General features: G+C 38.8%; 26 protein-coding genes and 2 pseudogenes. 15 read left to right on the forward strand and 13 right to left on the reverse strand.

From position 1 onward, the window contains the following. Nucleotides 1-207: 207 nt before the first annotated feature. The 5 genes from ACE1CA_RS07305 to ACE1CA_RS07325 form a co-directional block, all read right to left on the reverse strand. A complete protein-coding gene (locus tag ACE1CA_RS07305; protein ID WP_413275622.1) occupies nt 208-792 on the reverse strand; it encodes a DUF3727 domain-containing protein in 585 nt (194 codons plus the stop codon). Continuing rightward, nucleotides 785-1,303, reverse strand: coding sequence for a Holliday junction resolvase RuvX (ruvX, locus tag ACE1CA_RS07310; RefSeq protein WP_413275703.1), 519 nt, complete (start codon nt 1,301-1,303; stop codon nt 785-787). The genes ACE1CA_RS07305 and ruvX overlap by 8 nt, the downstream gene beginning before the upstream one ends. Before the next feature lie 112 nt (nt 1,304-1,415). Further along, nucleotides 1,416-2,723: a GNAT family N-acetyltransferase gene (locus ACE1CA_RS07315; RefSeq protein ID WP_486517704.1), complete on the reverse strand. Its 1,308-nt coding sequence runs from the start codon at nt 2,721-2,723 to the stop codon at nt 1,416-1,418. 239 nt (nt 2,724-2,962) lie between these two features. Next, nucleotides 2,963-3,133: a hypothetical protein gene (locus ACE1CA_RS07320; RefSeq protein WP_413275620.1), complete on the reverse strand. Its 171-nt coding sequence runs from the start codon at nt 3,131-3,133 to the stop codon at nt 2,963-2,965. 9 nt (nt 3,134-3,142) lie between these two features. After that, complete coding sequence (locus ACE1CA_RS07325) at nt 3,143-3,403, reverse strand: hypothetical protein (RefSeq protein WP_413275619.1); 261 nt, start codon at nt 3,401-3,403, stop codon at nt 3,143-3,145. A 152-nt stretch (nt 3,404-3,555) separates the two neighbouring features. Here ACE1CA_RS07325 and ACE1CA_RS07330 point away from each other — a divergent pair, with 152 nt between their 5' ends. From ACE1CA_RS07330 to ACE1CA_RS07390, 13 genes and pseudogenes are all read left to right on the forward strand, one after another. After that, nucleotides 3,556-5,004 carry an AAA family ATPase gene (locus ACE1CA_RS07330; RefSeq protein ID WP_413275618.1) on the forward strand — a complete coding sequence of 483 codons (1,449 nt, stop codon included), beginning with the start codon at nt 3,556-3,558 and terminating at the stop codon, nt 5,002-5,004. Beyond that, on the forward strand, nt 5,001-5,663 hold the full coding sequence (locus ACE1CA_RS07335) for a DUF4276 family protein (protein ID WP_413275617.1): 663 nt from the start codon (nt 5,001-5,003) through the stop codon (nt 5,661-5,663). The genes ACE1CA_RS07330 and ACE1CA_RS07335 overlap by 4 nt, the downstream gene beginning before the upstream one ends. A 113-nt stretch (nt 5,664-5,776) precedes the next feature. Continuing rightward, a complete protein-coding gene (gene acnB, locus ACE1CA_RS07340) occupies nt 5,777-8,386 on the forward strand; it encodes a bifunctional aconitate hydratase 2/2-methylisocitrate dehydratase (protein WP_413275616.1) in 2,610 nt (869 codons plus the stop codon). A 60-nt stretch (nt 8,387-8,446) separates the two neighbouring features. Beyond that, nucleotides 8,447-8,779 (forward strand): hypothetical protein, encoded by a 333-nt coding sequence (locus tag ACE1CA_RS07345; protein WP_413275615.1) that lies wholly within the window; start codon nt 8,447-8,449, stop codon nt 8,777-8,779. A gap of 8 nt (nt 8,780-8,787) precedes the next feature. Further along, nucleotides 8,788-9,243 (forward strand): type II toxin-antitoxin system VapC family toxin, encoded by a 456-nt coding sequence (locus ACE1CA_RS07350; RefSeq protein ID WP_413275614.1) that lies wholly within the window; start codon nt 8,788-8,790, stop codon nt 9,241-9,243. A 106-nt stretch (nt 9,244-9,349) separates the two neighbouring features. Next, nucleotides 9,350-10,198: a hypothetical protein gene (locus ACE1CA_RS07355; RefSeq protein ID WP_413275613.1), complete on the forward strand. Its 849-nt coding sequence runs from the start codon at nt 9,350-9,352 to the stop codon at nt 10,196-10,198. 56 nt (nt 10,199-10,254) lie between these two features. After that, nucleotides 10,255-11,253, forward strand: a complete 999-nt coding sequence (locus ACE1CA_RS07360; RefSeq protein WP_486517705.1) for a hypothetical protein — start codon at nt 10,255-10,257, stop codon at nt 11,251-11,253. Between the two features lie 115 nt (nt 11,254-11,368). Next, on the forward strand, nt 11,369-11,572 hold the full coding sequence (locus ACE1CA_RS07365) for a hypothetical protein (protein ID WP_413275611.1): 204 nt from the start codon (nt 11,369-11,371) through the stop codon (nt 11,570-11,572). Continuing rightward, a pseudogene (locus ACE1CA_RS07370) lies at nt 11,569-11,834 on the forward strand (type II toxin-antitoxin system RelE family toxin). The gene ACE1CA_RS07365 and the pseudogene ACE1CA_RS07370 overlap by 4 nt, the downstream one beginning before the upstream one ends. 173 nt (nt 11,835-12,007) lie before the next feature. Then, a pseudogene (locus ACE1CA_RS07375) lies at nt 12,008-12,133 on the forward strand (type II toxin-antitoxin system HicB family antitoxin); the annotation flags it as partial. An 11-nt stretch (nt 12,134-12,144) separates the two neighbouring features. Beyond that, on the forward strand, nt 12,145-12,597 hold the full coding sequence (locus ACE1CA_RS07380) for a DUF29 domain-containing protein (protein WP_413275609.1): 453 nt from the start codon (nt 12,145-12,147) through the stop codon (nt 12,595-12,597). Between the two features lie 33 nt (nt 12,598-12,630). After that, nucleotides 12,631-12,897 carry a hypothetical protein gene (locus tag ACE1CA_RS07385; protein WP_413275608.1) on the forward strand — a complete coding sequence of 89 codons (267 nt, stop codon included), beginning with the start codon at nt 12,631-12,633 and terminating at the stop codon, nt 12,895-12,897. Beyond that, nucleotides 12,890-13,129 (forward strand): type II toxin-antitoxin system HicA family toxin, encoded by a 240-nt coding sequence (locus tag ACE1CA_RS07390; RefSeq protein ID WP_413275607.1) that lies wholly within the window; start codon nt 12,890-12,892, stop codon nt 13,127-13,129. Before ACE1CA_RS07385 ends, ACE1CA_RS07390 begins: the two co-directional genes overlap by 8 nt. A 22-nt stretch (nt 13,130-13,151) precedes the next feature. Here the strand turns inward: ACE1CA_RS07390 and ACE1CA_RS07395 are convergent, their stop codons facing one another. Then, nucleotides 13,152-14,528: a helix-turn-helix domain-containing protein gene (locus tag ACE1CA_RS07395; RefSeq protein ID WP_486517706.1), complete on the reverse strand. Its 1,377-nt coding sequence runs from the start codon at nt 14,526-14,528 to the stop codon at nt 13,152-13,154. Between the two features lie 200 nt (nt 14,529-14,728). Between ACE1CA_RS07395 and ACE1CA_RS07400 the strand changes: the two genes are divergently transcribed. Continuing rightward, nucleotides 14,729-15,253: a hypothetical protein gene (locus tag ACE1CA_RS07400; protein ID WP_413275605.1), complete on the forward strand. Its 525-nt coding sequence runs from the start codon at nt 14,729-14,731 to the stop codon at nt 15,251-15,253. 107 nt (nt 15,254-15,360) lie between these two features. Here ACE1CA_RS07400 and ACE1CA_RS07405 read toward each other — a convergent pair whose 3' ends face one another. The 4 genes from ACE1CA_RS07405 to ACE1CA_RS07420 all read right to left on the reverse strand — a co-directional run bounded on the left by ACE1CA_RS07405 (nt 15,361) and on the right by ACE1CA_RS07420 (nt 18,014). Continuing rightward, nucleotides 15,361-15,609 (reverse strand): type II toxin-antitoxin system RelN family antitoxin, encoded by a 249-nt coding sequence (locus ACE1CA_RS07405; RefSeq protein ID WP_413275604.1) that lies wholly within the window; start codon nt 15,607-15,609, stop codon nt 15,361-15,363. Nucleotides 15,610-16,046: 437 nt separating this feature from the next. After that, nucleotides 16,047-16,277 (reverse strand): hypothetical protein, encoded by a 231-nt coding sequence (locus ACE1CA_RS07410; RefSeq protein WP_413275603.1) that lies wholly within the window; start codon nt 16,275-16,277, stop codon nt 16,047-16,049. Nucleotides 16,278-16,371: 94 nt separating this feature from the next. Then, nucleotides 16,372-17,187: a S1 family peptidase gene (locus ACE1CA_RS07415; protein ID WP_413275602.1), complete on the reverse strand. Its 816-nt coding sequence runs from the start codon at nt 17,185-17,187 to the stop codon at nt 16,372-16,374. A 107-nt stretch (nt 17,188-17,294) separates the two neighbouring features. Then, nucleotides 17,295-18,014 (reverse strand): COP23 domain-containing protein, encoded by a 720-nt coding sequence (locus ACE1CA_RS07420; RefSeq protein WP_413275601.1) that lies wholly within the window; start codon nt 18,012-18,014, stop codon nt 17,295-17,297. 228 nt (nt 18,015-18,242) lie between these two features. Between ACE1CA_RS07420 and ACE1CA_RS07425 the strand changes: the two genes are divergently transcribed. Continuing rightward, nucleotides 18,243-18,590: a Dethiobiotin synthetase gene (locus tag ACE1CA_RS07425; RefSeq protein WP_413275600.1), complete on the forward strand. Its 348-nt coding sequence runs from the start codon at nt 18,243-18,245 to the stop codon at nt 18,588-18,590. A 74-nt stretch (nt 18,591-18,664) separates the two neighbouring features. On the opposite strand, the gene ACE1CA_RS07430 is transcribed toward ACE1CA_RS07425, so the two are convergent. Genes ACE1CA_RS07430 through ACE1CA_RS07440 form a run of 3 tightly spaced genes read right to left on the reverse strand, consistent with a single transcriptional unit; the run spans nt 18,665 to nt 20,579 of the window. Beyond that, nucleotides 18,665-19,276 (reverse strand): hypothetical protein, encoded by a 612-nt coding sequence (locus ACE1CA_RS07430; RefSeq protein WP_413275599.1) that lies wholly within the window; start codon nt 19,274-19,276, stop codon nt 18,665-18,667. Nucleotides 19,277-19,309: 33 nt separating this feature from the next. Further along, entirely contained in the window at nt 19,310-20,389 is a 1,080-nt protein-coding gene (locus ACE1CA_RS07435) for a zinc-dependent alcohol dehydrogenase (protein ID WP_486517707.1), read from the reverse strand. 4 nt (nt 20,390-20,393) lie between these two features. After that, a complete protein-coding gene (locus tag ACE1CA_RS07440) occupies nt 20,394-20,579 on the reverse strand; it encodes a hypothetical protein (protein WP_413261806.1) in 186 nt (61 codons plus the stop codon). Nucleotides 20,580-21,551: the final 972 nt, after the last annotated feature.

The following is a 21,551-nucleotide window of genomic DNA, read 5'->3' on the forward strand; positions in this document are numbered from 1 at the left end:
CTAATGGCAGAAGCAAACCCTAATGAAGGTCACACTGCAAAGGATAGCGTGAGATCGCCTTTAACAGAGTTGAAAAAAGGGAAAGGTTAGAGGGAAAAGTAATGATTCGATTGTTTCTCCCCAATCTTTCCTCTTTAACTGAGCATTATTGTTAGTGGAGGATACGAACAAATTTATAAATGACTTATTGACTAATCACCTACAGCCTCATTCCATTTGATTCGACATTAGCTCTTTTAGTAGAGGTTGAACTTTTTTATATTCTTCCTCAGAGAGTAACTCTGCGTTTCCACGTTGGTTAAAACGACCGAAGAAAATCAAGGGATCTAAAGGACTACAGATGCAGTATTCCTGATCTTTATGGTGGAAGTAGGCTACTAATTGCAATTCTTCTGGTTCTATTGGAGGTTGCATCGGGTTAGCATCTTCTTCTTCGATTACCAGAGTCAGTATATTTTCTTCGTCAGGGGGAGGAAGTTCACCTTCTACTGTCAAGATAAAGGGAGTAGGTTTGAGTGAGAGGTTATTTTCTGCTAAGACAGCTTGGGCGATCGGATAAATTTCCTGAATAATTGCTTCATCTTCAACTATTGATATTTGTTCCGAATCTGGCTCACTCACAAAGATCTCTACTGGGATATCAACTGGGCGCAGAACGAGATATTCATCGTCTTCTGCCTCAATATATTCCTCTATGTAACAGAGAAGTTCGCGTTCGTCTCGATCGATCAAGCTGACGATTTCGATTTCTTCTCCGTCTTCAGAATAGAAATTGTCACTGTTTTCAGACATGATTAGGCTCCAAAGGAAGGGAGTAAGATTGTCGTTTACGACGTTCGTCCAACCATTGTTGCAGAATTATTGCTGCTGCTTTGCGATCGATCAAATTTTTATTCCTAGAGGGGGATCTGTTCTCGGCTTTGAGCAGTTCTTCGGCTTGAAAGGAGGTTAATCGCTCGTCTACATACTCTAAGGGCAGATTTAAGGCTTTGGAATAACTCCGGGCAAGTTTTTGCACTTGTTTAGCTTGGTAGCCCAAGGTGCCATCCATTGAGTAGGGTAATCCGACGACTAAGATTTCTACTTCTCGATCTGCTACTAGTTTTTGAAATTGTGCCAGGTCTTCGGTAAAGGATTTACGCTCGATGGTAGTCAATCCGGTAGCGATTAAACCTGTGCGATCGCACCCCGCTACCCCAATCCGCTTCCTCCCAATATCCAACCCCAGAGCAGAGACTTGCGGCAGGGGGGCAGGGGGGCAGAGGGGCAGAGGGGCAGGGGAGCAGTTTTGGTTTTCGGTCATAGTTTTAAATTCGGCAAAAGGGAAGTTTTGAGTTTTGAATTTTGAGTTTTGAGTTAGGGAGTAAAGTTCTGAGTTAATTAATTTCCCCCCATCTCCCCATCCCCCCATCTCTCTATCTCCCTTGCTCCCCTGCTCCCCTGCTCCCCTGCTCCCCTGCTCCCCTGCTGGTTTGCTCTCCTTCTGGGCTATCGTAGTTAGTAGCCATTTCTCCAGCGGAAGTATGAGAGGGGGTTGATTCTGGGGTAGCTAGTTGGCGGGGAGATTTTAACCAAGTCATTCTTCCGGGGACTGGTTGGCGCGATCGTTGTAAGCCTTGCAGCATTTCTGCAAGTTGCAATCCTTCCAAGGCGAATTTAGATTCGCGAATTTTGTGCCAAACGGAACGAGACATTAATAGAGTATGGGTGATTCTTTGTGCGCCAATCTGCTCTAAAAACTCTTCGCGTTCTGGTTGGTAGTCTGCTGAGGTTAATTGTAATGGTTGGGCGGGGAAGTCTTGGGCGATGCGTGCCATTTGACAGAGCAGTTCTGGGTAGAGCCAGGTGTAAGCCGGGTGAACTGTCATTTCAGCTTTGTGGGGTTCTTTTCCGGTGCGACTGAGTTGGAGTTGGAAGTAACCGATCGCTGCTTTGCGCTGTGGTTCAAATACATAACCGCTGACGACTTCTGTTTGGCTGAACCATTGACGCATTCCTTCGATTAAAGCGCTGAAGAATCCGGTTTTAAAATCTTGGACGTGGCGATCGAATACTTGCCGCACTAATGGTGGCATTGCTGCTGTATCTAATTGATAGAGCAGTTGTGCGTCGGCGTTACTCACTGGAAGCAAGTTAGGTAAATCTGGCTCTCGTTCTTGCAGTTCCGCTAATAATGATGGTGAGATTTCCCAAGCGGTTAACTGCGCCAATGGTTGAAATCCATTTTGCCGATAAAGAGCTAGGGTATTTTTGTCATTAATGTTAACTTCAAGCAACCAAGTGCGTGCTTCCCAGATGGTTTCAAAGCAGTGGCGTAGCAGGAGGGAACCAACTGCTTGACTGCGAGTTCGTCTGTCAACTATTACCCTTTCGACTCGCCAGGTGCTGCGGGTACGATTAAAGGGTTTAACTTGAATCATGCCCCTAACTTGTTGTTCTTCCTGAGCAATGTATGCACATAATTCGTGGCGTAATGGGTTAGGAAACAGACTCAAAATTTTCCATAACCCGTAGCGCTGGTTGAGTTGTTCTAGGTGTTCTTTTGTCTCATTCAGGATGTCGAGGTTGTTTGCCTCTGGGGATTGGATGAGAATTTTTTCGTTGGCGTTAATGTCTGCGTTCGCGACAGCGGTGCGGAGGACGATCGCACTTAGCGCTTCTAAGTCCCGGCGTTGTAGGGGACGGATCGTAACTTTTGGTTCCTGGGGTGGGAATGGGGTCATGTGTACTCAGGCTCTTCTTTTGCCTTGGGTAAGATGATTGCTGTAGTTTCTTGCTTATTCAAGTCAGATTCTATTACAGCCGGAGAAGGGGTTGTATGTGATTTTCCACCTACAAAACTCCGCTGGGAAAACGGGTGTTTTAGTTTTTAAGACTGGTAGGCATTACCAGTTTCAGTGTAGCATTCGACCAGGGTGGGTTTTCTGGAGTTAACATATTGAGATTTTACAAGTATTATTACTTAATTATTTATTTGTTTTAAAGCTTCTGGGGAAGGGTATCTGTTGACATTAATTAATAGTTGGTTTTTGGTGGTGCGATCGCTTTCTGAAATCAGACAATATTCACATAAACCATCTGCTCTTTGAGCTACCAATCTTCTCAAATCAGGTGAAATATAAGGACGAGCCATAATTAGCACCTATTCCGATTGAGATTGTATATATTGATGAGCTTTAGCTTTAATCATAGTAATTAGACGATCGACAAATAATAATTCATCTAATTCCTTTTTATCTTCTAAAGTCAATTCGCCACTTTTTGCTAGATAAACCAGGTCTTCAATGCGTTCTTTCGTTGCCTCAGAAAATTGAAACTTAGTAACACTTTTCGGTGTTGTTCCTTGGGCGATAAAGTCAAGAAATTCATCATAAATTTTTTGATTTTTAACTAAAGTAGTCATTGTTACCTCTTAGGAATGATGATAAATACTTAGTCTATTATAGACTAAGATACAAAAGATGTTATTATAATTAGGTTAAGTTGATCGACAAGATAAAAGTTAAAATCAGATATATTCGATACAAGAGTGACTGCACTTAATTAGTTAACAAGATGATAACTTACATTAAAATCAATGGCTTCAAATCATTTCATAACTTTGAGATGGAATTTTCCCCTTTGACTGTAATTGCTGGAGTAAACGCATCGGGGAAAAGCAACTTATTTGATGCTTTACAACTTTTGGCAAGTTTAGCAGAAACCGACTTGAAAACAGCTTTTCGTCAACAACGCGGAGATCCTAAAGAACTGTTTACTCAATATGGAGAGGATGAGTACGTTTCTGAAATGGAATTTACTGTCGAAATGTTAGTTAATCCTACAGTCCAAGATAATTGGGGTGAAGAAGCTAAATTAGAATATACACGCTTGGAATATCAATTAAAAATTAAACGAGTTATCAATGAAAAAAATCTTGAGGATTTGCTAATAGATTATGAAGCTTTAAAAAGCTTAAATCATTCTCAAGATGATTGGGTTAAAAAATATATTCCTGAAAATGCTGTAGAAAATTGGCGACCAAATGTAGAACATAAAAACAAAGAAAATATTTACATTTTTTCTCCTCAAGAGTATCAAAAAAGTTACATTTATACTCGAAATAATCATGGTATTCCCACCATTGTAATTACCCAAGATGGAAAAGCTGCAATCCAAAAGAGTTTCACGGCGAAAAGATTATTACAAACTGCTTTAAGTAGAGTAAATTCTGTAGATACTCTTCACATCTTGGCTGCAAAAAAAGAGATGCAGAGTTGGAAGTTATTGCAACTCAACCCAGAAGATTTGCGCCAACCTACGCGCAAAGATAATTTTTCTAAAGATGAAATTACATCTACTGGAAAAAATTTAGCTGCTGCTTTATATCGGATCAAACAAGATGACGAATATAACTTAACGGAAATATCTCGATCTGTGAATAATATTTTGCCTAACGTGACAGAAGTTAATGTCTATGATGACAAAGCAAATCAGCAATTTATTATCAAAATCAAAGGAGATGATGGAATTGAATTTTCATCGAGAGTGCTTTCAGAAGGTACACTACGCTTATTAGCATTGTGTGTTCTTTTGTATGACAATAAACATACAGGATTACTCTGTTTTGAAGAACCTGAAAATGGGGTACATCCTTGCCGGATTAAAGATATCGCCAAGTTATTAAAGGATTTAACTGTAGATTTTGCCAATCCTGAAATGCCTTTGCATCAAGTGATTGTCAATACCCATTCTTCTGTCTTGGTTGGCGAATTAATTCAGTGGCAAAAAGATAAAAATGTTAGTATATGGCTGTCGCAATTGAATAGTTTAATTACTGATATTGACGGAAAAAGAACCAAGTTAAGAATTACAAAAATTCTCCCTGTTGCTAAAGAGAAAGAAACAAATCAGACTTTATTATTTAGCGAACAAGAACGTAAGCTGACTTTAACAAACGTAATCCAATACTTAGAAACTGCCGATCCTAAAAACGCAATAGACGAAATTAAAGCTATCCGATGATTCCCCAAATAATTATTGCTTATGCTACTGAAGGAACTACCGATATGGGCTTTTTAAAAAGTGTGATTAAGCGGACATTTGAAGAAGTTGCTTTGGAATATCTACAAGAATTAGAAATTGTTGATCCAATTCATATTTCAAAGTTTGGAGGAAGCATTGAAGAAAAAGCTTTGCATTATGCTAGTCAAGCAGTAGATAATGGAGCAACGATTTTGTGTTTTCATGTTGATGCAGACGATCGCAACGATGAAACAGCCTTTAAATATCTCATTTTTCCTGCTTTTGATGCCATTAAAAAAGAGAAAACAGCAGTTTGTAAAAACTTAGTTGCTATTGTTCCTGTACAAATGACGGAAGCATGGATGTTAGCAGATAAGGAGTTGCTAAAACGCCAATTGGGTACAAAGAAAAATGATGAAGAGTTAGGAATCAACAAAAATCCTGAAGATTTTTCCGATCCCAAAAACATTATTGAATCAGCAATTAGAATAGCTAGAGAGCATTTAACTAAACGTCGTCGTCGTAAATTAACTATTAGTGAGTTATATCAACCGATCGGACAAACTATTAAATTAAACAAACTGGATACTTTGCCTTCCTATCAAAAGTTTAAAGAAGCTGTCAGAGATGCTTTTAAACAATTAAATTATTTGTACTAATATCCTTTAAATAATTATTTAATATCCACAAAATCGTTATCCCATAACATACTGTCTCCTAAATAGCGATAAAGTAACTAATATAACTGAGAGATAGATTAGGAGAATAGTTGATGTTGTCAGCTTATCGTCAGCAGGTAGAAGAACGGGCGAAATTGGGTATTCCGCCGCTACCGCTTTCGGCGCAAGAAACTTCGGAACTTTGCGAGTTGTTGAAAAATCCGCCTGTTGGGGAGGAGGAGTATTTAGTAGAATTATTGCGCGATCGCGTTCCCCCCGGAGTAGATCCCGCTGCTTACGTGAAAGCTGGATTTCTCACCGCTATTGCCAAAGGGGAAATCACCAGTCCGCTGATCGCTCCTGAGTGGGCGGTATATTTGTTAGGGACGATGGTAGGTGGATACAATGTGCAATCTTTGATTGAATTGTTGAAATCAAAAAATCCTCCTACTGCATCTCACGCCGCCTCAGCTTTAAGTAAAACTTTGTTAGTTTTTGATGCTTTCAATGATGTAATTGAACTGGCAAATATCAACCCTTATGCTAAACAAGTGGTTGACTCTTGGGCGAATGCAGAATGGTTTACTAGTCATCCAAAATTGGCAGAACAAATTACGGTAACGGTGTTTAAAGTTCCGGGGGAAACTAACACTGATGATTTATCTCCTGCGACTCATGCTACCACGCGCCCGGATATTCCTTTGCACGCTTTGGCAATGTTAGAAACTCGGATGTCTGGGGGTTTAGAAACTATTGCTGAGTTGAAGAAAAAAGGACATCCTGTTGCTTATGTTGGGGATGTTGTCGGTACTGGATCTTCGCGGAAATCGGCGATTAATTCGGTGTTGTGGCATATCGGTAATGATATTCCTTTTGTTCCCAATAAACGGGCGGGGGGATATATTTTAGGAAGTGCGATCGCACCCATCTTTTTTAACACAGCTGAAGATGCAGGTGCATTACCCATTGAATGCGATGTTACCAAGTTAGAAACTGGCATGGTAATCAACATTTATCCTTACAAAGGAGAGATTACCAACGAAGCAGGAGAAGTAATTTCCACCTTTACTTTAAAACCCGAAACTATCCTTGATGAAGTGCGTGCAGGTGGCAGAATTCCCCTATTAATTGGACGCAGTTTAACCGACAAAACTCGCGAAGCTTTAGAATTAGAACCTAGCACATTATTTGTCCGTCCTCAACCTCCAAAAGATACAGGCAAAGGCTTTACTTTAGCGCAAAAAATGGTTGGTAAAGCTTGTGGTTTGCCCGGTGTTCGATCGGGAACTTCTTGCACTCCAATTATGACAACTGTTGGTTCCCAAGATACCACAGGGCCGATGACCAGAGATGAGTTAAAAGAACTCGCTTGTTTAGGATTTAGTGCCGATTTAGTAATGCAAAGTTTCTGTCATACTGCCGCATATCCTAAACCAATTGACGTAAAAACTCACAAAGAATTACCCGATTTTATGGCAGAACGGGGTGGTGTTTCATTACGTCCGGGAGATGGCATTATTCACTCTTGGTTAAACCGGATGTTGCTACCCGATACTGTGGGAACAGGTGGCGATTCACACACTCGTTTTCCATTAGGAATTTCCTTCCCAGCAGGTTCAGGTTTAGTAGCTTTTGCTGCTGCTTTGGGTGTCATGCCTTTGGATATGCCAGAATCAGTTTTAGTGCGTTTCAAAGGTGAATTACAACCCGGTGTAACACTGCGAGATATTGTGAATGCAATTCCCTATGTAGCGATTCAAAAAGGTTTACTAACTGTCGCCAAACAGAACAAGAAAAACATCTTTTCCGGGCGAATTATGGAAATCGAAGGTTTGCCCGATTTAAAAGTTGAGCAAGCTTTTGAATTAACCGATGCTACCGCCGAACGTTCTTGTGCTGGTTGTACAATTAAACTAAGTATCGAGACAGTTTCGGAATATCTCCGTTCCAATATTGCACTGTTGAAAAACATGGTAGCAAGGGGTTATCAAGATGCGCGAACTATCATGCGTCGCGTGGCAAAAATGGAGGAATGGTTAGCAAATCCGGTGTTAATGGAAGCTGATGCTGATGCCGAATATGCCGAAATAATTGAAATTGATTTAAATGAAATCAAAGAACCAATTGTGGCGGCTCCAAATGACCCAGATAATGTTAAGTTATTGTCGGAAGTTGCTAACGATCCAGTGCAAGAAGTATTCGTCGGTTCTTGTATGACGAATATCGGTCATTATCGCGCCACTGCGAAAGTTTTGGAAGGGGAAGGTGCGGTAAAAACTCGGTTGTGGATTTGTCCGCCAACCAGAATGGATGAAAAGCAGCTGAAAGAAGAGGGATATTACGGTATTTTTGGTGCTGCTGGTGCGCGTACAGAAATGCCTGGTTGCAGTTTATGTATGGGTAATCAAGCGCGAGTTGCTGATGCAACAACTGTGTTTTCAACTTCTACCCGAAATTTCAATAATCGCATGGGTAAAGATGCGCGAGTTTACCTTGGTTCCGCTGAGTTAGCTGCTGTTTGTGCGCTGTTAGGAAGAATCCCAACTGTGCAGGAATATCTCGATTTGGTGGCGAAGAAGATTAATCCTTTTGCTGGTGATTTGTATCGCTATTTGAATTTCGATCAAATTGCTGGTTTTGCGGATGAAGGACGGGTGATTGCATTAGAAGATATGCCCAAGATTGAGGATATTTTGGGGATGCCTGTGAAGGCTGGGAAGTAATAATATTAGTAGTGGAGGCTGAAGCCTTCACTACTAATAGTAATTAGAAGGAAAATAATTATGAGTGAACAGAATTTAATGGAAGTTCGCCTAAGTGAACCAATGGCAGAATTACTTCAAGAAATTCAACAAACACCTGAAGAATACTTGCCGAATTTATTACAAATGATTCGGCTGTTTCGGGAAAGTGTGACAATGAAATCTGCACAATCAAATGCTTGGCAAAAAGTTATGGATGAAATTAACAATCCAGATTCAGAAAAAAAGGCAACTCGGCAGAAAGCTTTAAGCGAATTACTCAAAAAATGGGAAGAAGAAGGAGATGAACAGGAGCAAACAGAAACCGCTGAAATTCTCCGTAAAGCATTAGCAGAAAACTCCATATCTATCTAAAATTTTGGATGAGCAAAATAGTGTTGTTAGATTCTGGCCCTCTAGGAATGGTGACGACTCCTAAAGCTAAATCACCTATATATCAGGAATGCAAAGTTTGGTTTAATTCTCTAGAAGAAAAGGGTTACACAATAATATTACCTGAAATCGCTGATTACGAAGTTCGACGTGAGTTAATTCGGGCAAATAAACTAGGAGGTATTCAACGACTTGACGAACTTAAAGCTGTTCTTACCTACCTTCCGATCACAACATCAATGATGTTGATAGCTGCTGAATTATGGGCACAAGCGCGACGGACTGGAAGACCAACAGCTGATCCCAAATCACTTGATGGGGATGTGATTTTAGCGGCTCAAGCTATGTCACTTATGAGTGAAGAGAATGAGGTGGTTATTGCTACAACAAATGTCGGGCATTTATCGCAGTTTGTTGATGCGCGTGAATGGCGATTAATTGAGTAATAATCGAATTGTTGCTTTTGATAATGCGATCGCATAATCGCACCAACTTGACTCAAGAATAATATTATAGTACATTGGTATTAATCAAATAACTAATCAGACAAAAATGGCTAAAGGTAAAAAGAAAAAAACACAGCCTAAAAAAAGTTTCTCTTACATTGATGGTAGTTATGGAATACCCCGCATTGTAGTTAGAGGGGAAAGTCCCGATCCTGGTTATCCAGTAGCTTTTGTTGAAGCTGGAAATGATGGAGAATTAAAATATTTTAAACCAGATGAAGAGACTGGAGAAGAATATGAAATAAGTAAAAGTGATGCTTGGTCTATATATTACGATCGCCTTTTTGAAGGTGCAATGAGTCACGATATTGTTCCAGCTTTTGAGAAATTGTTAACTAATCAAGGTTGGAAGGTTCCCTTCGATTCTAATATGGAAGCTTCTTGGGATTTTCAGGAATACAAAGAGGACTATACAGATATTGAGGGTTTAAAGTTATTGCCTAAAACTCACGATGATTGGTTAGCAAGTTTGGTAGCAGGATGGCGAAATAAACAATGTTGGTCTAATTACACATTACTTTTGCAATTTGAAGAACCCTATCCTTATCTACAATATCCAAACTCGGAGATGAGGTTTACTTGCGAAATAAGTCCTCAAAATGAACTGAGGATTCTTAACTATTGTCTAGACGAATTGGAATCAGAAGAAACAGAAGCAGAAGATATTATTAGAATCAAAGAAATTATTCATGATTTTATTGCGATCGCACCTTCACTGGGCGATAATAATTCCGTATCGCAAATTTTTGCCCAACAAAAACGTCAGCATCCCCAGTTTATGTCAGAAGCGATTAAAGAGGCTGTGGAAAATATTAAAAATCAACTAGTAGGAAGAGAAGAAAACTATCTCGCTGATATTTATGAATTTATTCAGCAAATTGACGCAGCTGATTAACCAAGGGAAATTTTAGTTATAAGATAAGGAAAAAATCAATGAGTAGACCGATATCTTTGTTTACTGATTATCGCAGTGGCGAAAATTCACTTACTAATTATTGTGGACTAATTTTTAAAATGCTTTATGAAGAAAATCCCAAAAGCTTTGAAGAAGTATTAGGAGCTTTATTGCCATCAGGTACTAATTTAACGGTAGGGGTAAATTTTTTACAACAGACAAAACAAAGAAAAAGCATTCCTGATTTAGCAATAACTCAAAGATCGTTTACTATTTTCTTTGAAACCAAGTTGAGTAACTGGTTTTATGAAAAGCAAACTTATGAGCATATAAAGGGATTTCAACAAGAAACTCAAGATAAAATTCTATTTTTGCTATCTAATTTTGAAACTGATGAACCAGAAACGCAGTTTGCTGATGAAATTAAAAGAGCATGGGAAGAAGATAGAGTTATTTTAAAACCGATTTCATTTGAAGAGTTACTCAAACAATTAAAGAGTGTGCGTTCTTCAGAATCATTTAAAAAAGTAATCGATGAGTTTGAAATTTACTTGGATACAAAGAACGTTTTGCCAAGGTGGAAATATTTATTAGAAATTGTTAACTGTGCAGGTTTGTATCACGAAATAGAAGAAAATGTTTATCTGTGTCCAGATACAGGTGGTTCACGCAGTCACAGAAGGGCTAAGTATTTAGCTCCTTATGCAAATAAGAAAGTTACGAAAATATTTGAAGTGAGAGCAGTTGTTTCGATTCAGCAGGAACTAGGCGAAGGAAATGTGAAGTGGAATAATAGCGGAGAACCGGAACAAGTTTTAATTGAAGAAGCAAGGGAAGCTATTCGCCGTTTTGAGTTGAGGATAAATGAAAATAAAACTCTACCATTGCAAGTATTTTTGTTGACTAATGGTGAACCTACTTGTTTTGCAAAGACAAGTCCTGGTGGAATGTTTGGTTCTAAGAAATACTTTTGGAATATTGCGCTGGATTGCCAAAATTCTCAAGAATTAGCAAAGTTTTTGGATGGTAAGAGTTGGAATGATTTTCAGAGTTAGACTGCAAGAACTGAAAGGGGAAATTGGTAAGTTATCTGATTTTCGATCGGTGAATTGAGCACAGGTTAGGCGATCGCGCTAAATTAATAACATAACTATCAAACCCAAAACTCTGATGAAAGCTGAAGATTACCCATTTGTGAAAGAATTGATCGTTGACACTGAAGGTACAATCCAAAAAGTTGTGATCGATTTTAGTGATTATCAGCATCTTCTAGAAGCGATCGAAGATGAAGGATTGATCCGCGCTATGAATGAAGTAAAAAGCGAAACTCCACTTACTTTAGAGGAAGCATTAACAGAACTGGAGAAAGAGTGAATACAGAGTATCTACCTAGTTTTGTGAAAGATCTCAAAGCACTGAAAAGTACGCCTGTTTTTGAGTCTATTAAAGCACTGGTTTTTGAAGAGATACCCAACCTAGTTTTGAGGATCTCACCAATTTGAAAAAGCTCAAGGGATATGAAAATGCTTATCGAATTCGTGTCGGTGATTATCGCATTGGTTTTACATTTGATAGTGAAACAGTCATATTTTACCGGGTACTACACCGAAAGGAATTCTATCGCTATTTTCCTTAAATGCGATCGCTTCCAGCGCTGCGCTCCGCGCAATCGCGTAGTGTATGCGTCAGCACGTATCGCACATCGCTTTTACTCCCCAAATGCGATCCTAAATCCGGTTGAGAGAGAGGTTAGTTAGTGCGATCGCTCTTCTAAACTGGAAATATATCCCATACTTCAGGTTATCCATGATGAAGTCTCTGCAAAATTACACTATTGTTATTCGTCCCGATGACAATGGTACTTTTGTCGCATAACAAACGCCAGATGAAGCGCGTACTGAACTTGTCTATGTATTCGAGATGATTCAAGAAGAAGGAGGTTAAGTATGCTCGACAAATCGATCGCAACTCCAAACAGTCTCTACGAACAAGACTTTTATTTGTGGATAGAAACTACTGCTCAACAGTTAAAAGAAGGCAAATTTGATGAAGTAGATTTGACTAATTTAATAGAAGAAATTGAAAGTATGGGTAGAAGTGAAAAGCGAGAATTGAAAAGTCGTTTAATAGTGCTTTTAATGCACTTGCTAAAATGGCAATATCAGCCGGAAAAACGTAGCGAAAGTTGGCGTAGTACCATCAGCGAACAGCGTATTTGTATTGAAGGATTACTAGAAGATAGTCCCAGCTTAAAACCTCTAATTTCCGAAGTGTTTGATGATTGTTATCAAAAAGCTTGTCTGAAAGCAACGGATGAAACAGGAATTAAGTTAAACTTTTTTCCGAAAGAATCACCTTTTACTTTGGAAGAAACTTTGCAAGTTAATTTGTTAGATTGATAGTATAAGCACAATTTATTAACAGGTAAAACAATGGAATTTTACACAGTCGTACTCAGACAAAGTGCGGTTTATTGGGTAGCTTTGTGTTTAGAGAATGGATTAGTAGGACAGGGAAATAATCCAGAAGATTCTATTAGCAAGCTTAAAGAGGCTATAGAGTCTTTACAAGATGTTTATCAAACAGAAACTAATGTTTACAAAGCTCCAATTTCTATAGAAGAGTTGCATGAATTTTTGACTGTCGAGGAAGAGGATATTAGTTCAGATATTTATGAATTAAGGAAAGTTTATGCCTAAAAATATTCCTTCCCTCAAACCGAAGCAGCTAATCAAGATTTTGGAACGAGGTGGCTGCACATTTTATAGAGAGGGAAAAGGAAATCATTGTTTATACATTCGCGAATTTGAGGATATGCGGAGAGTTGTTCCTATTGATATGGGTGCGGGAGAAATGTCACCTGCTTATGTGTTGCGAATTTTTAGGCAATTTGGGTTTAGTGATGAGGAAATTATCAACCTCTTAGGCTAGAGAAAACTGAATTTGTCGCTACTTAAACAACTATCAATTTTGGCGACAAATACCTCATATATTCTCGAAAAACCGGAGATAAATTAAACGCTGTTTTCTCGCCTTCTATTGGTTTAAGTAAATAACGTTTATTCAAGGATTGTAACCCATTAATGAAATCCGTTGACGACAAGGATAAACTTTGTCTTAATTCTTCTCTTGATGTTGGTTGATTAAACTTACTTAATTCTAAAAGAATCTGTTGTTCTACTGGGGTTAATCGTTCCCATAATTCACTTAACCGAAATTTCATATCTTCTGTTAAGTGTAAAGTCTCTTGTCTGACAAATTCATCGGCTTTGCCAAAGAAAATATTTTTAATTAAATTAGCAATGTCTTTTAAATAAGCGGGATTACCTTCATATAATTCTATCAGCTTTGACCAGCTTTCCTCATCTTTTAAACCCAAAGCTTTGAGAATTTCGGTATCGACTAATCCTGGTAATTCTAAGCACTTAACAGGATATAGTTCTTCGTCTAAGCAAGTCATTTCTTGGCATTGTTCTTGACTGATTAAGATTACGGTGCTTTGATGTTCGAGTTCGGTGATTTTTGACAGGAATGTTTTATAATTTTTGGTTTCTGTTTTGTATTGTCCGGCAAATTGTCCGCTAGTAAATAACTCTTGCACGTCATCAAGGATAATTAAACATCTTTGCTGGCGGAAAAGGTTGAATAATTGAGTTAATTTATTTTCGGTTTGAATAGGTTCGTAGTTAATAAGTGTGAAAATATCAGTAATAATGTTGTCTAAGGATGGGGAGAGTTTGATACTTTTCCAGATGATTAGATCGAATTGTTGTAGGTTTGAGTCAATGAATTGTTTAACTAGGGTGGTTTTACCAATTCCACTTAGTCCTAAAACTGAGATGAGGCGGGGGTTTTGTGTGGTTATCCAGTGGGAGAGGGTTTGGAGTTGGGGTGTGCGATCGTAAAAATGTGTGATTTTCGGTGCTAGGGTTAAATCATACTGGGATTTTTTGGTCAAATCGATTTCATCGCCTTTATTAGAACTACTATCATTTTTTCGCTTTAATGGACATACGTTAAAACTATTATTGTTGCCTATGCAAACAACCTGTGACGCATTGGGTGAATATGAATTTTTTAATCTCTCTATTGTCGCGCAGAAATTAGATTTATTAACATCTTCTCCTAACTGTTCTGATAAAATTTGCCATAATTTATAACCCACATCTCTAACTCGACTTTCACTGTGATTACACTCATCTGCCATAACACTATAAGTTTTACCTTGCCAAACTCCTTTAATTACAGTTTCCTGAATATCATCTAAGTGTTTTCCAGTTTGGGTAAAGACTAGGCGATCGGCAAATTGTAAAACTTCTGTAATAGTCATAGGATTTAGGTAAATAGTTTTAGGCATTATATCTAGTTTAACAGAATAGGCTATTTCTCGCTAATTTAGAATATAAATTTAATACTTGATTTACAAATGACACGATTTAATAAGATCTTTTAGTATTGCTAGTAAATTTATTCAATTCATATAATCGTCATAAAGTAAGAATTAACTCAAACTAAAAGGATGGATTCAATATGAAAAAGAATATCTTTTTTGCTATTACATTCATAACAACATCTATTAGCATTTTATGGCTAAATTATTCATTCCCTGCAATTGCCGATATAAATCTTGTACCAGTATATTCATGGTGGAATTCTGGCGACACAGACTCGATTTCTCTAAGAGATGGTGAAATTGAAGATTGGAAACTCGGTTCATGGGGGTACAAAGCAAAGACTTACTCTTTTAGATGCTCCTTAACACCTTTTACGAACAGTATCGCTATTTACCGTTATTGGCATCCTAAAGATAAAGATTGGATAACTATTACTGAGAATGAAATCCCGGAAAGTCAAATGTCGGCATGGGGATATACAAGTAAGACTTTTCAATGTTATGTGAGTAGTGTCCCTCTACAAAATGGAGTAGCAGTTTATCGATGGTTTAATCCTCAAATTAGAGACTGGAGAAGTGTTCCTGATGGATCAATTCCAGAATATAATTTGGGGCGTGGAGGTTATGAAAACAAAACTTTTCAGTTTTATGCGTGGCGTTAAATGTGTGATCGCCCATTTTGTAGGGAATATTGCGATATTTCTTTGATAACCGATATAACTCATTTTCAAATTCATTAGTAAATCTGACTGAAATTTGATGGAAATTATTAGTCATCTATTCTTTCCCATAATTCAGAAATAGGTCGCGTCTCTCCAGCTTTTACTTGTTGTAAAGAGCGTCTTAAACTGGCTTTAATTTCCGCAATAGGGGTATCATCACTATCAGATTCAGTCTCAGAGTCATTAGTTAATAAAACAATCACTTTAACTCGAATTGATGTAGTAATATTCAAATTCTTATCTAAAATTATTTGACCTTTTTCATCAATTGTGCCCATCACTTCAAAGGCTTGCATTATAGTATTTCCTCAAATAGTCAAGTTAATTAATTTCATCATAGCAGGTGGTATTGATTTGTTAAATGCGATCGCCCATCTCATACTTTCCATCAAACCAAAAAAGTTATTGCTCAAATAATTAAGTTAACTATCGGACGCACCCTACAAAGTTTTTTGATTTGATACGATCGATCGCACCACACTTACTCATATACTTCACTTCTATGAGCAATCAAAATTTTGGCTCTCCCGTACTTGTGGTGGAAAACCCTGGTTTTGGGGACTGGGGACTGGGGACGTTCGGCTGAGCGCTCACGTCGAAGCCTGGGGACTGGGAAACCTTGTGGAGTAAGCACTTTGTTAATTAATTAGGTTTACTTATCACCATGAGTACGGGAGAGCCGGGAAGATTAGCTGCTGCATAAAAATTTTCTGCTTCAGAGGACAACTGAACTCTATACATCGTCTCGTACTTTTCGCCAATCAGTCACCCTTCCCGCAGCAACATCCCGTTTTCCCCGCTCAAAAGCTTCAATAAAACCGGGAATTTCTAATAATTCTTCTGTTGCTTCATTACTCTCACGTTCTGCTAAATAAGCTAAGAAATCAGCTGCAACACGCAATCGATCGGGGGATAATCGATCGACGTATTCCTTAACTTGAAGGCACATTTGGTCAGTATTCATTGGTAATAACAGTGTGATTATTTCACCATTTTAAACTGTAACAGTAGATGTTAGAGTTTTTGTATGTTAATTTGTTTAAAGCGCATTCAGAGTTTCAAAGTAACCCTCTAACTGGTATTGCCCAACTTAATGATTCCATTTTTTGGAATACTGCTGGTGATGGCATCGTACCATCGGCAAATCTGTAAACAGAAATGCCTTGAGGAGGAAATTTTAATCTCCCATTAATCCCTATTAATCGCCCATTTCGATCTAACACTGGTCCGCCACTCATACCATTTTCTATTTCGTTAGTGTAGCCTAATTGATATCCTCTGGGGAGCGATCGCTCGGTAATCATTTCTAAACTTCCTCTGGTTAAACGAAAAGCTCTAGTTCCCCAATCACGGGTACTTTCTATTGCTTTAGGATTAATCCAGTACCAATTAGGAAAACCTGCTGCGTATACCACTTCTCCTATGACTAAAGAATCAAAATTTCGCCTTTCTGCTACTTGGTAGGATTGGGGGCTAATAAATTGAATTATAGCTAAATCCTTATCTCCAAACTCAGGATAAGTTAACTTTTTAGCGGGATAATTACGCCCATCGGAAGTTAAAATTGTGTAATTATTACTGTTTTTTTCGTTTAATACATGATCGCAAGTAAGTACTGTATAAAGTTGTCCCTGACGACTGATAATTACACCGGAACCAGCGCTGGAATTAGAGAAAATTCTCACAGTAATTTGTTTGGCAATTTCCGGTAGATAAATATTATTTACTGCTGGATTTTGGGCAATTCTAAAATTGATTTTATTTTCCAAATTTGCTGAATTTATTGTTAGTAAAGTTGTTAGTAGAGAAGCGATCGCACCCAAGTTTATCACTAAAGATTGGTAAGAAAATAACCAGAATAACAGCCACACCACAATAGTTTCATTCCCTAAACAACATTTCTAAAATACCAAAAAATGAGCAACCTGGAAAGCGTAAAACTTTCCAGGGTTTTAGTGATAGCAAGAAATATTACCAATTTCTAAATACCATTATTTACAGGTTGCTGGCGAGAATTCGATGGTTGTGGGCGGACAACAGGTGTTTCATCATCACCATATTTATCTTCAAAAGCTTCATTAACAATTCTTTCCAAACTAATCCGTTTTGGAGTAGAAGATGGACGACGATTAATGCCTGAAGAAGGAGCAAAAGAAACCACTGGCGCACCAGAACCACTAACTCCAAAGTTTAATAAGTTATCCAAAGCTGTATTAGGATTGTTAGCATTGCGACTATCCAAAGTTAGGAGTAAATTTCTAGAATTACAACCATATTGCCCGCCGTTAGTGTAACAAATGACGGGTAAACCATTGACTCTGCCAGTTGTTAGTTCCAAATTAGTTAGTCTGCCGCCATTTTCGTTAACTGCTCTAGTTAAGCGATCGGACACCATGAGACAACGATTTTGTGGAGTGTATTGACTACCAAACTCGTAAGTTCTCCAGAGAATAATCGGAGAAGTAACTCTGTCTCCTCTCCGGGCAACTGTGGCATAACTTCTACCTTCAGTAACGCATTCAAAGGTAGTACTTAAATATTCATTTTGTCTGTCAGGACTGACTCTTTCTTCAGGATATCTTTCTTCTGGTAATCTTTCTGCTGGTACTGTTTGTTGAGCTTTTACTGGATTCGTTAAAGCAAAAATGCTAGATAAAGCGAGAGAAGATAGAAAAATTTGCGTCAAGAATTTGAATTTCATGAGGAATACACCTGTAACTATTTCATTTACAACTCTTCTATTTGTTTTATTTGACTCACTGATTTTGGCGAATGTTCCGCAATCAAAAAATTATTTGAGTTGCTTGTAAGCACTTGAGTGCAGGAACGCTTTAGTGTTGACAACAGCTTATATTCATTTTTAAATGCGAATGAGGATAAACCCTCTCACTCAGGGGGTAAAATTTGGGCAGAAAGGAATTGCGAAAAAATGGATTACAAAACAGCCCGAAATTTCCTCATTAATCAAGGAACTGCCCTGGAAACCCAGCGAAATCCTGACGACTTTTTGATGCGCCTGAGTCAGGAGAAGTCACCAGTACCAGGACAGCAGACATCTATATTATTAGCGTTGAAAATGGTGTTCGATGCTTTGAAGGATGAAACCAGTTTGGATAAAGAATTAGTATATGCGTTACATTTGCTGAGTTTTGAGAGTCGTCACCTTTACGAAAAGGGACTTCGTGCCGGGGTTGATTGGCCTTTTTTGCTCAATGAAGATTTAAACCGGATCGATCTCGCTGTCAGAAGTATTTTTTCCGGTACTTGGCAAAGTTAAGGGGTCTGGGGACAAGGGGACAAGGAGAAAATTTATTTCTTCTCTGCTCCTCTGCCCCTCTGCCCCTCTGCCTCTTAACGGTTGCGGAGTTGTGCTTCTAGTTTGTCTAAGTCACTCTTGAGTAGGATGGTAATTTTGCCCATGATTGGTTTACCGTTTTGGGGTTGGGGAAATTCTACCCAGTAGGCAAAACGCGACCCCAACCTGAGTTCGCCTTTAAGTGCTTCTTGTAAAGGTAAGGTTAAGGTGCGTGCTTCTTGTACCATTGCGGGATTTGGGTAAGAGTAGATTACTCTTGCTTGTTGGAAATCTTGGTAAATCGCTAAACCGTAGATGCTGCGTAGTGACTCTTGCAAACGGTTGAAGGTGACACCGTTAATCATGTCAAACAGATTGATTCTTTCGGTGCGAACGATGCCGGGTTCTTCTGATGGTACTGCTAAACCTGGTGCTAGTACGGAAGCTTCAAAGGTGAATCTTTGGGCGGGTGTATCGGTTCTGTTTACTAGTAGTGTTTGTCCGCTATAGGGACTTAGGGTGGGATTGCCTTTGATCCAAGCGGCAACTTCTGCTGTTGTCTGTCCTGGTAAGGCGTTTGCCCGATACGCCTGATGGCACACTTCGTGAACGCAAAAAAGAGCGATCGCTATTCCCATTCCCAACCTTAATAAACCCTTAGCTTTCATAAGTCAGCATAAAAGTAGATTTTTGATTTGCTTCTAGGATGGCATATTCGGCAACATTGCTACTTTAATTGACTTACGATTTTTCATATCTTGAAACACTTGTTCTAAATCTTTGAGGGGACGATGTTCGCTGATTAATAATTCAAAGGGGATGGTGCGACTTGCTAAGAGTGCGAGTGCTTCTCTAACATATTTGGGTGTGTTGTGAAAAACGCCTTTTATGGTTAGTTCGCTGTAATGCAGTTGTTCTGTATTCACGACGATCGTAGTATCTCGCGGACAACCTCCGAATAGATTAACGGTTGCACCGGGACGGGCGCAAGCGATCGCACTTTCCCAAACTGCCGGAACTCCGGTTGCTTCTATCACTACATCTGCACCTAATCCTTCCGTTAGTTCTTTAACTACTGAGGGAATATCACTGATTTGATGATAGTTAAATGTTTGTGTTGCCCCTAATTTTTTCCCGATTTCCAATCTGCGATCGTTCCCACCGAAGAGGAAAACTGGGGACTGGGGACTGGGGACGTTCGGCTGAGCGCTCACGTCGAAGCCTGGGGACTGGGTAATAGCGGCGACGAACATTAGACCGATCGCACCATCTCCAATTACTACCACGCGATCGCCCTGTTTTATATTCGATCTTGACACTCCATGCAGCACACAAGCTAGAGGTTCGGTCATTGATGCTAAGGCATCGGGTAAATGATCGGGAATTGCTAATAAATTATGTTTAACTATTTGTGCCGGAATCTTTAAATATTCGGCAAATGTGCCATTATTCCAAGTCAAATTGGGGCAAAGGGAAAATTCTTGACGTTGACAAAAGAAACATTTCATGCACGGAGCGGAATTGTTGGCGACTACGCGATCGCCTATTTGCCAACCTTGGACATCTTTGCCGATCGCCACAATTCTACCTGCTGCTTCATGACCGAATAGGGTTGGTGGTCGCAACATTCTAGCATGACCACCCCTACGCCATACTTTCAAGTCGGTGCCGCAGGTGGTTGCTACTCCGACTTGAATAATTATCTCTTGGGAATCAGCGATCGGATCTGCAACTGACTCCAAACGTAAATCTTCTTGACCGTACAGTACTGCACCTAGCAAAACTTTAGGAACCCACTGCCGTGAGCGGACGTGACTGCTGTCCTACTTTATCACGACGGGACATCACCATTGAAGTCAGAGAAGGTACTTCTTGATGACAACTGCTGCAAAACCAATAAATACCTTGATGGCGAATGTGACGCAGCAGCGAACTGCCACAAAATGGACAAGAGTTACTGCGGTTATTCATTGTATTTGCCTCTCTTCAAAAAATTTGTTAATTAAATACTGAATAAACTGAATGAAACGAAATTGAGTAAATGAAACCGACCATTTTTTGTGATGTTATTGCCTGAATTAGTTGCTTTTTGGTCGCTTCATAATTTGACTCACCGCCTAGATAAACTTTTTTAAAAATTGTTTCAAATTCTTAGTTGACTGTTCCCGGAAAGGATTAATTTACCTATCAACAAAAGTGTAATTTAATACCCAGGTTTTTATTACCTTATAACTACCTTAAAGGGAGATTTGTTTAGTAGGAACAATTTCCTCTCTGGTTTGCTAACTACTCGATCGACAGTCGAGAATTTAATTACTTTTATAGTTTAAAAGAACTCGATCCCCGAATCCATCTATCTTTAGGATAATTTAAAATTCTCCGATCCTCTAGGTAAAATCTCTTAATATGATATGATTTCAATTGATCCCCATAGATTTTTATGTAGGTTTACTTATAATAAAACACGAATTTTTGCACTAGAGTTAATGGTATTTACTTATTGATGCGATCGATCTACATAAAGATATAAGTATGTTTACGCAACTGCCTCTTTTGGCGGATACTAGTAAAGTTACTAATACTATGTTATCTAAAATTTTCAGTCTTAGTGGGCTTGACAGAAAAAAATAGGCTCTCCAACACTTGTGGTGGAAAACTCTGGTTTTAGGGACTGGGGACTGGGGACTAGGGACTGGGAAACCTTGTGGAGTAAGCACTTGGCTAATTAATTAGGTTTACTGATCACCATGAGTACGGGAGAGCCCTATATTTTTGCCTAAAAAGCCTTGATATAAAGGATTTTCTACAAAATTTGCGTCTGTATAATAATGATAAAATTTATTACTTGGATACTCTCTCTAGTCAGGTTTTTGGGGACTTAGGTTCAACAAGCTTTTACTGATGGACAGTCGAACAAACAGATGTGAGTTAAAAACAATAATT

Origin of the sequence: Floridaenema evergladense BLCC-F167 (assembly GCF_041929205.2) — a bacterium.
Taxonomy (GTDB): domain Bacteria; phylum Cyanobacteriota; class Cyanobacteriia; order Cyanobacteriales; family Aerosakkonemataceae; genus Floridanema; species Floridanema evergladense.